The following is a 13,520-nucleotide window of genomic DNA, read 5'->3' on the forward strand; positions in this document are numbered from 1 at the left end:
GTCCCCCCGGCCCGCGCCGGTGGGTCTGCCCGACCTCACATCGGGGTCCGCCGGAACCCTCTCCGGGGTGGGCCTGCGGTCGGTGAGCCGGCCCAGCGGGTGATCAGCGGTCCGGTGGTGGCCAGGACGAGCACGTAGGCGGTGACCAGCGGCCCCAGTTCGGGTTGGACGACGCCGACCAGGCCCACGATGACGATGGAGAACTCGCCGCGGGCGATCAGCGCGGTGCCCGCACGCAGTCGGCCCCGGCGGGCGGCTCCGTCGCGGCGGGCGGCGTACCAGCCGGTGGCGACCTTGCCCGCGGCGCCGACCACGGCCAGCGCCAGCGCCGTCGGGAGGCTGGGCAGCAGGTCGGCGAGGCTGACGGCCAGGCCGATGGACAGGAAGAACGCCGCGGCGAACAGGTCGCGCAGCGGTCCCAGCACCTGGCGGGCACGTTCAGCGGCCTCGCCGGTGAGGGTGAGGCCGACGAGGAAGGCGCCCACGGCGGCGGAGACGTTGACGTACTCGGCCAGGGCGGCCACGACGAGGGTCGTGCCGAGCACCCGGAGCATGAGCTGCTCGGCGTCGGGGTGGGCCAGCCACCGGTTGACGTGGTGGCCGAAGCGGTGGGCCAGCACGAACGCGACGGCGACGGCCGCCACCGCGACCAGGACGCCCAGCGTCGCCTGCCACCACGTGCCGCCCGCCACCAGCACGGCCAGCACGGGCAGGTAGACGGCCATGGCGAAGTCCTCCATGACCAGCACCGCCAGCACGGCCGGGGTCTCCCGGTTGCCCAGCCGGCGCAGGTCGCCCAGCAGGCGGGCGATGATGCCCGAGGACGACACCCACGTCGCACCGGCCAGCGCGACGATGCCGACGGCGTCGAAGCCGAGCAGCCACCCCGCGCCCGCGCCGGGCCCCGCGCCCAGCACCAGGTCCACCGCGGCGGAGGGCACGTGGCGGCGCAGGCTGTGGGTGAACTCGGCGGTGGAGAACTCCAGTCCCAGCGTGAGCAGCAGCAGCACGACACCGATCGAGGCGCCGGCTTCGACGAACCCGCCGGCCGCGGGCACCGGAGCGACGCCGCCCTCGCCGAGCGCCAGGCCCGCCACCAGGTACAGCGGGATCGGCGGAAGACCGAACCGGCGGGCGGCCGTGCCGAGCGCGCTGAGGACCACCAGGATGACGCCCAGCTCCAGCAGCAGGGCCAGTGACGTGTGCACCCGTGCTCAGCCCTCGACGATCCGGCGCACGCCCTCGATGCCCTCGACCGTGCCGATCACCACCAGCACGTCACCCGCGCGAATGACCTCCGTCGGCATGGGCGAGGCGACGACGTCCTCGCCGCGGACGACCGCGACCACCGACGCGCCCGTGCGGGTGCGCGCCCGCATCGCGCCCAGCGGGTGGTCGACGTGCGGTGACCCGGCCGGCACGTCCACGCGGCCCGACACCAGTCCGGGGACCTCCCTGGACAGGTCGGCGAACCGCTCGGCGATGCGCGGGGCACCGAGGATCTCGGCGACCGTGTCCGCCTCCTGCCGGGTGAGCCGGAACAGCGGCCGGCCCTCGTCGGGGTCCTCGGGCGGGTAGGCGACCAGCTCGAAGTCGCCGTCCCGGCGGGCGATCACGCCGATCCGGTCCCCGTCGGCGTTGGTGAACTCGTAGCGCAGCCCCACACCGGGCAACAGCACCTCGTTGACGTCCATCGGATCATGATGACGCGGGAAGCAGGCGTCGCAGGACGTAGCCGGTGACGGCGGTGGTGGTGGCGGCCATCAGCAGGCCGCCCACGACTCCGATGGCCACGGTGACCGCGAGGGCCTGCCCGGGCTGCCACAGCGGCATGGTGAACCCGAGGAAGACCGCCAGCCCGAGCAGCCAGGCGACCGCCGTGGTGACGATCCAACGGCCCGCCCGCGGCACGTGCCCGCGCAGGACCAGCCACTGCGCCGCGCCGATCGACCCGAGCAGCACGCACCCGAGCGCGGCGGACGCCACGACCAACGGCACCGGGTGCCACGTCGCCATCCCCGCAGCCCAGGTGGAGGGCGCGAGGCCCGCCGAGTACGCCACGACGGCCGCTCCCGAGGTCGCTGCCACCCAGCGCGAGCGGGACACCCCCAGCAGTGCCCGCCGCAGCACGGTGGCCTGACCCCATCCGAGCACCGCCCCCTCGACCGCGCCCGCGGCCAGAAGCGCCGGGACGACCAGCGCGGCTGCCTTGTCCGCGGTGAGCGCACCGACACCCGCAGGCACCGCGAACCCGAGGAACTCCGCGAAGGTGACGAGCGGGAACCAGGTGCGGAACAGCGCCCGTCCGCGCAACGGCGGACCGCCGGCGGGCAGGCCGGTGATCGCCACGACCTGGACGTCGTCGGTGGTCCGGGGGAAGACTCGGCGGTAGACCTCCAGCGCTGCCGTGCGTTCCGAGGCGTCGAGCACCACGCCCGACGCGGTGACCCACCGACCGCCCGACCGCACCTCGACGGGCGCAGCAACGCGGAAGTGGCGCCACCACCGCTTGCCCGACGCCCGACCCGCGACCACCACCAGCCGGTCGCCGTCGCGGACGTACTGCACCGGCAGTTCGACGGTGGCACCACCGCCCGCGCGATACCGCAACCCGCACACCTTGCCGTCCAGCGCACGGCGTCCCACCGTGCCGAGCAGGCGCAGCACCACCCGGTTCACCAGGGGCGCACGCCGACCCTCGGGCGTGTGATGGCTTCCCGACACGAGCACCATGCCCCCCAGTCCACCTCGCGGGTGGGCGGTGGAACAGGGTCGACGGACCCGCTGCGGCCGGGACGTCGGGCACGGCTCCGAGGTGCCCGATGTGCCCGCGCACCACCCGGAGGAGCGGCAGAGGCCAAAGTCCCGACCGAGGTGGCCCCATGATCCCTGGCCGCCGAGGCGGGCGTTGTCCAGTGTTGTGGCCGAGACCCCCCTCCCCACCCTGAGGAGACAACCCGTGCTGTCCGCTGCTTCCGCCGAGGTGGTGCGCGCCACGCTGCCCGCCGTGCGCGAGCACGCCGTGCAGATCACCGGCGTGTTCTACCCGTCGATGTTCGCCGCCCACCCCGAGCTGCTCGACCTGTTCAACCAGGGCAACCAGGCCAACGGGCAACAGCGCGTCGCGCTGGCCTCCGCCGTCGTGGCCTTCGCCGAGCACCTGCTCGACCCCGCCGCCCCGCCCTTCGCCCCGATCGCCGAGCGCATCGCGCACAAGCACGTGTCGCTGGGCATCCGCGCCGAGCAGTACCCGATCGTCGGCCGCCACCTCATGGCCGCCGTGGGCACGGTCCTCGGCGACGCCGTCACCGCCGAGGTCGCCTCCGCGTGGGACGAGGTCTACTGGCTGCTCGCGTGCGAGCTGATCGCCGCCGAGGCACGGCTGTACGAGCGCGGCGGCGTCGACCCCGTGGCGCTCTGGCGCCGATGGCGGGTGGCCAAGCGCCAGGACGAGGCCGTCGACGCGGTGTCGTTCACGCTCGTGCCCGACGACGGCGGCCCGGTGCCCGACTTCGCGCCCGGCCAGTACGTCTCCGTCGCCGTCGACCTGCCCGACGGGCGACGCCAGCCCCGGCAGTACTCCCTGTCGCAGGGCCCGGCGCGCGGCTCCTTGAGGATTACCGTGCGCCGCGTGCGCGCTCTCGGCGACGCCCCGGACGGCGCGGTGTCCAACCACCTGCACGACCACGTCCACACCGACGACACCCTGCTGGTCGGCCCACCGGCAGGCGAGAACACCCTCGCCGCCGGCACCGGACCGGTGCTGCTGGTCAGCGGCGGCATCGGCATCACCCCCACCGCGGCGATGCTCGACCACATCTCCCGCACCGACCCCACCCGACAGGTGGTGGTCGCGCACGCCGAGCGCTCCCCCGACCGGCACGCCCTGCGCGTCGAGGTCGACCACCTCGCCACCGGCCTGACCGACGCCGACGTGCTCACCTGGTACGAGACCGGCGAGGACGGACTGCCCGGCCTGATCGACGTCGACGCCCTCCCGCTGCCCGACGACGTCACCGCGCACCTGTGCGGCCCGCTGCCGTTCATGCGTCACGTGCGGGACGGCCTGCTGCGCCGGGGCGTGCCCGCCGACCGCATCCACCACGAGGTGTTCGGGCCGGGCATGGTCGACGGCACGAGCGGCTCACCGGCATGACGCGGCCGGAAGTCCTCTCCCGACGGTTGCCTTCGGCCCTGCCGCCCGCCCAGGGGTTCGAGCAGGCTCAGACGTGGAGGTGCCACTCATGACGAGCACGATTCACGCCGGTCCGATCACCGCGGGCGACCTCGCCCACCTGCCCGAGCCGGCACAGCGCTACCTGAGGTTCGCCCTCGTGCCGGGACGTCCGGCCGACGTGTCGTTCCACGCCACCGCGCACGGCTTCTTCCGGACCCGCCCGGACCAGCGCTGGGTCGCCTGCACCAGCGAGCAGCACAACGACGCCACCAGCCTGACCCGCGACTTCCGCCTGCGCCTCAGGCTCGCGCACCTCATCCCGGTGCGGGCGCAGGACGTCTACGAGCACGGACACGGCCGGATGCACGCCACCGCCCTGGGCCTGTTTCCCGTCGCCGACGGCGAGGGCCGCGAGTTCGACCTCGGCGAGCTGGTCACCTTCCTCGACGACGCCGTCCTGCTGGCCCCGTCGATGCTGCTGCGCCTTCCCGTCGAGTGGACTCCGACCGACGAGCACACCTTCGGCCTCACCCTCACCGACCACGACAACACCGTCACCGCACAGGTCACCGTGGACGACCGAGGCGCACCACGCGAGTTCAGCACCGACGACCGCTGGGCGGACCTGCCCGAGGGCCTGGTCAAGACCCGCTGGTCCACCCCCGTCGACGGCTGGTGCCTGGTCGCGGGCCGCATGCGCCCCCGTCGCGGCACCGCCGTCTGGCACCTGCCCGACGGACCCTTCGCCTACGCCCAGTTCGACTACACGAACGCGGACATCACCTACAGCACAGTGCCCGACTGACACGCCAGTGCACCTCACGCGGCGCCGTCGGGCTCGGCCACCTCCACGCCGACCACCCCCGGCACCGCACCGGCCACCACGGTGGCGACGTGCCGCTCCCCGTCGTTCGCACCTTCACCCGCAAGAGTGACCACCCCATGGGTGACGGAGATCCGCCACGGCACGCGCCCCGCCGCGACGGCCAGCTGGTGCCGCACGTCGGTCGCGATCACGTCGTCGTCCCGCGCGATCATGCGCAACAGGTCGCGCCTGCTGACCACGCCGACGAGGACGCCGTTTCGCACGACAGGGACGACGCGCAGGTGCTTGTCCAGCATGAGCCTGCTCAACTCGGACACGTGCGTGCGCGGGTCGACCGCGACCACGTCGGTCGTCATGACCTCCGCGACGGTCGTCGACGCCGGCGCGAGCGGCTCGGGCGGCTGTCCGTGCACGAATGTCCGCGGGTCGGGGAGGACGCGGTTGCGCAGCAGATCCGCCTCGGCGACCACGCCCACCAGGCGGTCGCCGCCCTCGACCACCGGCAGCGTGGTGAAACCGTGCTCCACCAGCAGTCGCGCCGCGTCCTTGGCGGCCATCCCCGGCCGCACGGTCACCACGGCGTGTGTCATCAGGTCCTGGGCCTTCATCGCAATCTTCCCCTGATCCGGTGATTTCCGTCGACAGCGCCTTCCGGTGGGCGGCCACTCCTTGCCGGCGGGTCCTCACCAGCGCCTACCCGGCACACCGGACCGGAAACCACGCGCGGCGGACCACGGACCGTTCACCGTCCGCAGCGGTGTGGCTGGTGCTCTGCCGTCCTGTCGGTCGTGAGCGCACCCCGCACGACCAGGCGGGTCACGTCCGGCTGGTGGCGCGGATGGTCCGGGCCCAGGCCGTCGCACGCTCGATCTCGCCCTCCAGCAAGGGGCCCGGGGTGCCTCCGACGTAGAACGACACCGGCGCGCCCGCGAGGGTGAAGCGCAGTCGCCGCAGGCGCTTGGTGATCGCCTTGGCGGCCGAGCCCGGCAGCCATCCCACCTTGACCTTGGTATCGAACGCGATGGCGCTCACAGTGCGGTCGACGGGCGCGAGCGCGTCGAGCCACTCGCGCACGCCGCGTCCACGCGACACCAGTCCACCGGTCGCCTGGTCGGCGGCGGACTTGCGGGTGGAAACCCGGCTCAGGCTGAACGCGTGCGTCGGCGCGCCGACCACGAGCAGGTCGACGCCCTCGGGCAGCACGTCCGGCGCCGCGGCGACCTCCACGACGTCGACCTGCCTGCCTTCCGCCAAGGCCGCACCCACCGCCTCGGCGACCGCCCTGGTGTTGCCGAACATGGATTCGAAGACCACGAGTGCCCGTGCCATCGCCGGTACCACCTTTCTCTGCTTCGTCGTCTCACCACGCTGCCCCTCCCGCGGACCGGCCGACAGCGGCCAACTGCCCTGTCCTGCCGGGACCTCGGGCTCTGCCTCCCGGACCGGCCCGGGTGGACGCTCGGAGTGGACGGAATTCGAGGAGGAGACGATGAAGGCACTCGTTTATCACGGTCCGGGCCGACGGGCGTGGGAGGACGTGCCCGACCCGGAGCTGGTCGACCCGACCGACGCGATCGTCCGGATCACCGCGGCCACGATCTGCGGCACGGACCTGCACATCCTCAAGGGCGACGTGCCCGAGGTGGAGCCTGGTCGGATCCTGGGCCACGAAGGTGTCGGCGTGGTCGAGCGGGTCGGCGCGGCGGTCACCGGGATCAAGCCGGGTGACCGGGTGCTGCTGTCGTGCATCAGCGCGTGCGGTCGGTGCTCGTACTGCCGGACCGGTGTGTACGGGCAGTGCCTGGGCGGGGGCGGCTGGGTGCTGGGCCACACGGTGGACGGCACGCACGCGCAGTACGTGCGGGTGCCGTTCGCGGACACCTCGACCTACCTGCTGCCCGACGGCGTCACCGACGCCGCCGCGGTCATGCTGTCGGACATCCTGCCCACCGCGTACGAGGTCGGCGTGCTCAACGGCAAGGTAGAGCCGGGCCGGACGATCGTCGTCGTGGGCGCCGGACCGATCGGTCTGGCCGCGATCGAGACCGCCCGCCTTTACAGCCCCGGCCACGTCGTGGCGGTGGACGTGGCCGAGTCGCGGCTGGAGGCGGCCAAGCAGTTCGGTGCGGACCTGACCGTCAACGCGGCCGACGATGTCGAGCGGGTGGTGGCCGAGCTGACCGGCGGCATGGGCGCGGACCTCGCGATCGAGGCGGTGGGCGTGCCGGAGACCTTCGAGCTGTGCGCGCGGCTGATCCGCCCCGGCGGCCGGGTCGCGAACGTCGGCGTGCACGGCAAGCCCGCCACGCTGCACCTGGAGCAGCTGTGGATCCGCAACGTCACCATCACCACCGGCCTGGTCGACACCGTGACCACACCCACGCTGCTCACGATGCTGGCGAACGGCCGGCTCGACGCCGAGCGGTTCGCCACGCACCACTTCGCGCTGGACGAGATGGACCTCGCCTACGACGTGTTCGCGCGGGCCGGCGAGACCGGCGCGCTGAAGGTGGTGCTGACCCGATGACCGCCGTGGAGGAACGGCTGGACGCGTGGACCGGGTTCCGCGGCGTGGACTGGCGGCACGACATCGACGTGCGCGGGTTCATCCAGGACAACTACACCCCCTACGAGGGCGACGACGCGTTCCTGGCCGGGCCGACCGAGCGGACGACGGGCCTGTGGCGGGACCTGTCCGGGCTGTTCGCCGAGGAACGCCGGCGCGGGATCCTGGACGCGGACGTGCACACCCCGTCCACCATCACCTCCCACCGTCCCGGCTACCTCGACCGGGCGCAGGAGCTGATCGTCGGGCTGCAGACCGACGCGCCGCTCAAGCGGGCCATCATGCCCAACGGCGGCCTGCGCATGGTGGAAGCCGGGCTGCAGGCTTACGGCTATGAACTCGACCCGGCCGTGCGCGAGATCTTCACCAAGTACCGCAAGACGCACAACGATGGCGTGTTCGACGCCTACACCGACGAGATCAAGCGCGCCCGCCGCGCCGGTGTCATCACCGGCCTGCCCGACTCCTACGGGCGCGGCCGGATCATCGGCGACTACCGGCGGGTCGCGCTGTACGGCGTGGACCGGCTGATCGACGCCAAGCGGGCCGAACGGGCCGCGATCGACGACGTCCCGTCCACCGAGGAGATCATCCGGGACCGCGAGGAGCTGGCCGAGCAGATCCGGGCGCTCGACGAGCTGAAGCAGATGGCGCTGTCCTACGGCGACGACATCTCCCGGCCGGCGACCACGGCCCGTGAAGCCGTGCAGTGGTTGTACTACGCCTACCTGGCGGCGGTGAAGGAGCAGAACGGCGCGGCGATGTCGCTGGGCCGCACCTCGACGTTCCTGGACGTCTACCTCCAGCGCGACCTCGACGCCGGTCGGTTGACCGAGTCGCAGGCGCAGGAACTGGTCGACGACCTGGTGATCAAGCTGCGGATCGTGCGGTTCCTGCGCACCCCGGCCTACGACGAGCTGTTCTCCGGCGACCCCACCTGGGTCACCGAGAGCATCGGCGGCATCGGCGAGGACGGCCGTCCACTCGTGACCAGGACGAGCTTCCGGTTCCTGCAGACGCTCTACAACCTGGGCCCGGCGCCGGAGCCGAACCTGACCGTGCTGTGGTCGCCCGCGCTGCCGGAGGGCTTCAAGCGGTTCTGCGCGAAGGTCTCGGTGGACACCAGCTCGATCCAGTACGAGAACGACGAGCTGATCCGGCCCCGCTTCGGCGACGACACCGCGATCGCCTGCTGCGTGTCGGCCATGAAGGTCGGCAAGCAGGTGCAGTTCTTCGGCGCGCGGGTCAACCTGGCCAAGGCCCTGCTGTACGCGATCAACGGCGGCCGCGACGAGATGACCGGCGAACAGGTCGCACCGCACCGTCCTCCGCTCGCGCGCGAGTACCTCGACTACGACGAGGTCCGCGCCGCGTTCGACCGGATGCTCGACTGGCTGGCCCGCACCTACGTGGACGCGCTCAACATCATCCACTACATGCACGACAAGTACGCCTACGAACGCATCGAGATGGCACTGCACGACCACCCCGCCCAACGGCTGCTCGGCTGCGGCATCGCCGGTCTGTCGGTCGTCGCGGACAGCCTCTCCGCGATCAAGCACGCACGCGTCAAGGTGATCCGCGACGACACGGGCCTGGCCGTCGACTTCGCGGTGGAGGGCGACTTCCCCCGCTACGGCAACAACGACGACCGCGCCGACACCATCGCCGTCGGACTGGTCGAGGACTTCATGGTCCTGGTGCGCCGCTACCCGACCTACCGGCACGCCGTGCACACCCAGTCGGTGCTCACCATCACCTCCAACATCGTCTACGGCCGCCACACCGGCAACACCCCGGACGGCAGGCGCGGGGGCGTACCGTTCGCACCCGGTGCCAACCCGTCCAACGGCCAGGACCGCCACGGCCTGGTCGCCGCGGCCCTGTCGGTCGCCAAGCTGCCCTACGACGAAGCGCTCGACGGCATCTCGCTCACCGCCGGCATCACACCGAACGGGCTGGGCCGCGACACCGAAGAGCGGGTGACCAACCTCGTCGGCGTGCTCGACGCCTACACCGACGCCGGCGGCTTCCACCTCAACGCCAACGTGCTCAACCGCGAGGTGCTGCTCGACGCCATGGCACACCCCGACAAGTACCCGCAGCTCACCATCCGCGTGTCCGGCTACGCGGTCAACTTCGTACGCCTGACACCCGAACAACAACGCGACGTGGTCAACCGCACGTTCCACGGAGGACTGTGATGACCACCGGGGCCGTCCACTCCTGGGACCTCGCCACGGCCGTGGACGGCCCCGGCACCCGGTTCGTCGTGTTCACCGCCGGGTGCCCGCTGCGCTGCCTGTACTGCCACAACCCGGAGACCCGGTTCACGCGGTACGGCCGGCGCGTCACGGTGAACGACGTCATTGCCGAGATCGCGAAGTACCGCCGGTTCATCGAAGTCGCCGGAGGCGGCGTGACCGTCAGCGGCGGTGAACCACTGCTCCAGCCCGAGTTCACCGCCGAACTGCTGCACGCCGTCAAGGACCTGGGCCTGCACACCGCCCTGGACACCTCCGGCTTCCTCGGCGACCGCGCCACCGACCAACTGCTCGCCGACACCGACCTGGTACTGCTCGACATCAAGTCGTGGGACCCGACCACCTACCGCCACGTCACCGGCGGCGAGGTCCAACCCACGCTGCGGTTCGCCCGCCGCCTCGCCGACCTGGGCAAACCGATGTGGATCCGGTTCGTCCTGGTACCAGGACAGACCGACGACCCCGACAACGTCGACGGCATCGCCTCGTTCGTCGCCACGCTGCCGTCGGTCGAGCGGGTCGACGTGCTGCCGTTCCACAAAATGGGCGCACCCAAGTACGAAGCCATCGGCCTGCCGTTCCCACTCGCCGACACCCCCACGCCCGACGCGGAACTGGTCGAGCGGGTGCGCGGCCAGTTCGCGGCGCACGGCCTGCGGGCCTGATCAAGGCAGCAGGTCCCGTTTCCTCAGCAAGGTTCGGGCGTGGTCGATGGCGTCGGGCGTGTGGTCGAACGCGGGCAGGTCCGTCGTGCCCAGTGCGCGGCGGTGCTCGTCCCGCACGCCGGAGAGCAGGACGGTGATGCCGCGGTGTTCCAGGCGCCGCACGGCGTCGCGCAACACCTGCACGCCGGTGGCGTCGACGGCGGACAGCCGCGACATCCGCAGGATCACCACCGCGACGGGCGTGACCTCGGTCAGCTCCAGCAGGAACCGGTGGGCGGCGGCGAACAGCAACGGGCCGTCCAGCCGGTAGGCGACGATGTGCTGGGCCAGCAGGGCGCGTTCCTCCTCGCGGTGGTCACCCGGTTCCAGCGGCACCTCCTCCAGGCGCGCGGTCCGCGACACCGCGCGCAGGGCGAACACGCCGGCCAGCACGAGACCGACGATGACGGCGGTGACGAGGTCCAGCGCGAGCGTCGCCACGGCGGTCAGCCCGAGCACGGCGGCGTCGGGCCGACCGGCCCGGGCCAGGGCGCGCACCGAGCCGACCTCGACCATCCGGACGGCCGTGGCCAGCAGCACGCCGGCGAGCACGGCGAGCGGGACGCCGGCCACCCACGGCGCGGCGACCAGCACGATCAGCAGGAGCACGACGGCGTGGGTGAGGGCGGCGAGCCGGGAGGTCGCGCCGGAGCGGACGTTGACCGCCGTGCGGGCGATGGCCGCCGTGGCGGGCACACCGCCGAACAACGGCGCCACCAGGTTCGCCAAGCCCTGGCCGAACAGCTCCCGGTCCGGGTCGTGCCGCTGGTTGACGCTCATCCCGTCGGCGACCGCGGCCGACAGCAGGCTCTCCAACGCGGCGAGCGCGGCCACCGCTACCGCCGACGGCAACAGCGACCACAGCGCGCCGAGGTCCAGGAACCCCAACGACGCTGCGGGCAGCACCCTCGGCAGCGCCCCGATCGTGGCAACGGGCAGCGCGGCCCACTGCGCGACGACCGTCGCCACCACGACGGCGGGCAACGAGAACGGCACGCCGGGACGCCACCGGGCGCCGATCAGCATCACCGACGCCACCCCGGCCGCCAGGGCGACGGCCTCCCAGCGCGGTGCCGCGACGAAGTCCCCGACAGCCGCCACGGCGGCGAGCACCACGTGGTCCTCGCCGGGTGCGGACACCCCCAGGGCTGCGGGCACCTGCTGCAACGCGATCACCGCCGCGATGCCGATCGTGAAACCCTCCACCACCGGCACGGGCACGTACCGCATGTAACGGCCCGCACGCGCGACCGCGAGCAGCACCAGCAAGATCCCGGCCAGCAGCCCCACCGTGAGCACGCCGTCCACGCCGTAGCGCGCGACGATCGGCACCAGCACCACCGTCATCGCACCGGTGGGTCCGGACACCTGGAGGCTGGAACCACCGAACACCGCCGCCAGCGCCCCCGCCACCACGGCCGTGACCAGGCCGGACGCCGCCCCCAGCCCGGAAGCGACACCGAACCCGAGGGCCAGCGGCAGGGCTACGATCGCCACCGTCACCCCCGCCACGAGGTCTCTTCGCGTCGCACCGGCCCAGTCCGTTCTGGCCGGCAGGAACGCCGTCACGCCCGCTCCTCTTCGCGCAGCATCTCCAGCAGCTCGTTCTGGCCGGTCAGCAGACCTGTCAGGACCTTGCGCGCGACGCGCAGCAGCTCGGCCACGTCGTCACTGGTCAGCGCGTAGACCACGGTCGTGCCGTCCCGGGTAGCCGTGACGATCCCCGAACGGCGCAGCACCGCCAGCTGGGCCGAGAGGCTGGACGCCTCGATGCCGATGTCGGCAAGCAGGTCGCGCACCGGCTTCGGGCCGTCCTGGAGCAGCTCGAGCACCCTGATGCGCGCCGGATGCCCCAGCATGCGGAAGAACTCGGCCTTGGCCTGGTACAGCGGGAGTGGCACGACGGCCTCCGACAAGTTGCAAAGTTGAAAACTTCTTCAACTCTACAACACGGTGTCGGCGGCCAACGTGGTCCGCGTGCCGGCCGCGATCTCGACGTCCTCCCGGGCGGTGACGACCCAGACCGGCGTCCGGGACGTCTTCGCGCCGATTCCGGCATCGCCCGAAGCCGCGGCGTTGGCCTCGCGATCGAGGGTGAGACCCAGGAACGCCAAGCCGTCCACCACTCGGGCTCGCACTTGGTCGTCGTGCTCGCCGATGCCTCCGGTGAAGACCAGCAGGTCCAGTCCGCCCATCGACGCGGCCATGGCGGCGATGCCCTGGCGCAGGCGGTGGGTGAACACGTCCAGGGCCAGCGCGGCGTCGGCGGAACCGGCCGCGAGCGCAGCGTGGACATCGCGCAGGTCGGCGTGTCCGGACAGACCCGCCAGGCCGGAGTGGTGCGCGAGGCCGTCGGCGAGTTCGTCGGTGGTGAGGCGGTCGAGCAGGTGCAGCAGCAGGCCGGGGTCGAGGTCGCCACTGCGGGTGGCCATGGGCAGACCGGCCAGTGGGGTGAAGCCCATCGTGGTGTCGACCGAGCGGCCGTCGTGGACGGCGGACAGCGAGCAGCCCGCGCCGAGGTGGCAGGTCACGACGCGGGTGCCGCCGCCCGCCAGCTCGACCGCGCGGCGGGAAGCGTATGCGTGCGAGAGGCCGTGGAAGCCGTAGCGGTGCAGGTCCCAGCGGTCGCGCCAGGCGGCCGGCAATGGGTAGGTGGACGCGGCGGCGGGCAGGGTGCGGTGGAACGCGGTGTCGAAGCACGCCACGTGCGGCACGGCCGGGAACAGTACCTGGGCGGCGTCTATGCCGGCCAGGGCCCTCGGCTGGTGCAGCGGCGCCAGGTCGGTCAAGGCGGCGATCTCGCGGCGGACGTCGGCGGTGATGAGGGTCGGGCTGGTGAACCCGGTGCCGCCGTGCACGACGCGGTGGCCCACGGCGTGCACGGGCGGCAGGCGCAGGTCGAGGCCGGGGCTGCCGTCCCAGCGTTCGACGTGGTGCTGGGCGAGGACGGGGTCGGGCGCGCCCACCACCCACAACATAAGGC

The 13,520-nt window shown here is 72.5% G+C and carries 13 protein-coding genes; 5 read left to right on the forward strand and 8 right to left on the reverse strand.

Annotated elements, in window-relative coordinates:
- Window positions 1-35: 35 nt before the first annotated feature.
- From ABTZ99_RS34155 to ABTZ99_RS34165, 3 genes are read right to left on the reverse strand one after another with little or no spacing between them, the layout of a single operon-like run.
- Window positions 36-1,208, reverse strand: coding sequence for a cation:proton antiporter (locus ABTZ99_RS34155; RefSeq protein ID WP_499617236.1), 1,173 nt, complete (start codon window positions 1,206-1,208; stop codon window positions 36-38).
- Between the two features lie 6 nt (window positions 1,209-1,214).
- Window positions 1,215-1,694 (reverse strand): cation:proton antiporter regulatory subunit, encoded by a 480-nt coding sequence (locus ABTZ99_RS34160; RefSeq protein WP_498781177.1) that lies wholly within the window; start codon window positions 1,692-1,694, stop codon window positions 1,215-1,217.
- A 4-nt stretch (window positions 1,695-1,698) separates the two neighbouring features.
- Window positions 1,699-2,679: a PNPOx family protein gene (locus ABTZ99_RS34165; protein ID WP_499617239.1), complete on the reverse strand. Its 981-nt coding sequence runs from the start codon at window positions 2,677-2,679 to the stop codon at window positions 1,699-1,701.
- A gap of 280 nt (window positions 2,680-2,959) precedes the next feature.
- Here ABTZ99_RS34165 and ABTZ99_RS34170 point away from each other — a divergent pair, with 280 nt between their 5' ends.
- Both ABTZ99_RS34170 and ABTZ99_RS34175 read left to right on the forward strand, forming a co-directional pair.
- Window positions 2,960-4,156: a globin domain-containing protein gene (locus ABTZ99_RS34170; RefSeq protein ID WP_498781181.1), complete on the forward strand. Its 1,197-nt coding sequence runs from the start codon at window positions 2,960-2,962 to the stop codon at window positions 4,154-4,156.
- Window positions 4,157-4,244: 88 nt separating this feature from the next.
- Window positions 4,245-4,982 carry a DUF6544 family protein gene (locus ABTZ99_RS34175; RefSeq protein WP_499617242.1) on the forward strand — a complete coding sequence of 246 codons (738 nt, stop codon included), beginning with the start codon at window positions 4,245-4,247 and terminating at the stop codon, window positions 4,980-4,982.
- Between the two features lie 14 nt (window positions 4,983-4,996).
- Here ABTZ99_RS34175 and ABTZ99_RS34180 read toward each other — a convergent pair whose 3' ends face one another.
- Together ABTZ99_RS34180 and ABTZ99_RS34185 are read right to left on the reverse strand one after the other, a co-directional pair.
- A complete protein-coding gene (locus tag ABTZ99_RS34180) occupies window positions 4,997-5,611 on the reverse strand; it encodes a CBS domain-containing protein (RefSeq protein WP_499617245.1) in 615 nt (204 codons plus the stop codon).
- A 208-nt stretch (window positions 5,612-5,819) separates the two neighbouring features.
- Window positions 5,820-6,332: a flavodoxin family protein gene (locus tag ABTZ99_RS34185; RefSeq protein WP_498781186.1), complete on the reverse strand. Its 513-nt coding sequence runs from the start codon at window positions 6,330-6,332 to the stop codon at window positions 5,820-5,822.
- Window positions 6,333-6,492: 160 nt separating this feature from the next.
- Between ABTZ99_RS34185 and ABTZ99_RS34190 the strand changes: the two genes are divergently transcribed.
- The 3 genes from ABTZ99_RS34190 to pflA are packed head-to-tail and all read left to right on the forward strand — an operon-like array spanning window position 6,493 to window position 10,498.
- Window positions 6,493-7,530, forward strand: a complete 1,038-nt coding sequence (locus ABTZ99_RS34190; protein WP_499617249.1) for a zinc-dependent alcohol dehydrogenase family protein — start codon at window positions 6,493-6,495, stop codon at window positions 7,528-7,530.
- The gene (gene pflB, locus ABTZ99_RS34195) at window positions 7,527-9,773 is read left to right on the forward strand and encodes a formate C-acetyltransferase (protein ID WP_499617252.1); all 2,247 of its coding nucleotides are present in this window, start codon (window positions 7,527-7,529) and stop codon (window positions 9,771-9,773) included. Before ABTZ99_RS34190 ends, pflB begins: the two co-directional genes overlap by 4 nt.
- The gene (pflA, locus tag ABTZ99_RS34200; RefSeq protein WP_498781192.1) at window positions 9,773-10,498 is read left to right on the forward strand and encodes a pyruvate formate-lyase-activating protein; all 726 of its coding nucleotides are present in this window, start codon (window positions 9,773-9,775) and stop codon (window positions 10,496-10,498) included. Before pflB ends, pflA begins: the two co-directional genes overlap by 1 nt.
- Here the strand turns inward: pflA and ABTZ99_RS34205 are convergent, their stop codons facing one another.
- The 3 genes from ABTZ99_RS34205 to ABTZ99_RS34215 all read right to left on the reverse strand — a co-directional run.
- Complete coding sequence (locus ABTZ99_RS34205) at window positions 10,499-12,106, reverse strand: SulP family inorganic anion transporter (RefSeq protein WP_499617255.1); 1,608 nt, start codon at window positions 12,104-12,106, stop codon at window positions 10,499-10,501. It lies immediately after the preceding gene.
- The gene (locus ABTZ99_RS34210; RefSeq protein WP_499617258.1) at window positions 12,103-12,438 is read right to left on the reverse strand and encodes an ArsR/SmtB family transcription factor; all 336 of its coding nucleotides are present in this window, start codon (window positions 12,436-12,438) and stop codon (window positions 12,103-12,105) included. The genes ABTZ99_RS34205 and ABTZ99_RS34210 overlap by 4 nt, the downstream gene beginning before the upstream one ends.
- 42 nt (window positions 12,439-12,480) lie before the next feature.
- Window positions 12,481-13,520: acetate/propionate family kinase (locus ABTZ99_RS34215; protein WP_499617261.1), on the reverse strand; the 1,040-nt coding region annotated here is incomplete at its 5' end.

It is taken from the genome of Actinosynnema sp. NPDC002837, assembly GCF_040295345.1.
GTDB lineage: Bacteria > Actinomycetota > Actinomycetes > Mycobacteriales > Pseudonocardiaceae > Actinosynnema.